This is a genomic window from Amaricoccus sp. W119, from assembly GCF_047275745.1.
In the GTDB taxonomy this organism is placed as follows: domain Bacteria; phylum Pseudomonadota; class Alphaproteobacteria; order Rhodobacterales; family Rhodobacteraceae; genus Amaricoccus.
Genome location: NZ_JBKQWU010000226.1, coordinates 1 through 530 on the forward strand (window position 1 = coordinate 1; position 530 = coordinate 530).

3 tRNA genes are annotated in these 530 nt (G+C 58.9%); all 3 read right to left on the bottom strand.

Features of this window, described 5'->3' with window-relative positions:
- Nucleotides 1-34 precede the first annotated feature (34 nt).
- Nucleotides 35-111, bottom strand: a tRNA-Ile gene (locus tag ACLJK8_RS23135).
- Nucleotides 112-138: 27 nt separating this feature from the next.
- Nucleotides 139-214 (bottom strand) — tRNA-Ala (locus tag ACLJK8_RS23140).
- A gap of 75 nt (nucleotides 215-289) precedes the next feature.
- A tRNA-Ala gene (locus ACLJK8_RS23145) sits at nucleotides 290-365 on the bottom strand.
- Nucleotides 366-530: the final 165 nt, after the last annotated feature.

Here is a 530-nt window from a genome sequence, read left to right on the forward strand (position 1 = left end):
ACATCTCTCCAGATCCCGTAGCCAAAACGGGACCTGGTGGGTCGAGGAGGAGTTGAACCTCCGACCTCACGCTTATCAGGCGTGCGCTCTAACCACCTGAGCTACCGACCCAATCCGAGGGTCAGTCAGACCCGTTGATGGTGGAGCCTATCGGGATCGAACCGATGACCCTCTGCTTGCAAAGCAGATGCTCTCCCAGCTGAGCTAAGGCCCCGAACCGGCTTCTTCGTCGAAGCCTTCGCGCTGGACCCGCGTTCGGCCCGAGGCCGATCGACGGCACCAATCTTGTTGGTGGAGCCTATCGGGATCGAACCGATGACCTACTGAATGCGATTCAGTCGCTCTCCCAGCTGAGCTAAGGCCCCAGAACCAGTGTTCGCCACCTTACGGCAACGCGAACCCTGTGTATTCCACGGATGAAGGGATATGAGGGCGGTTTGGTTTCTGTGTGCCTCGTTTATGGGCTGATCCTGAGTGGATTTGCCCTGAGGCTGCTAAGTGTCTCATGAGGGACCGGCGGGATGCGCGGT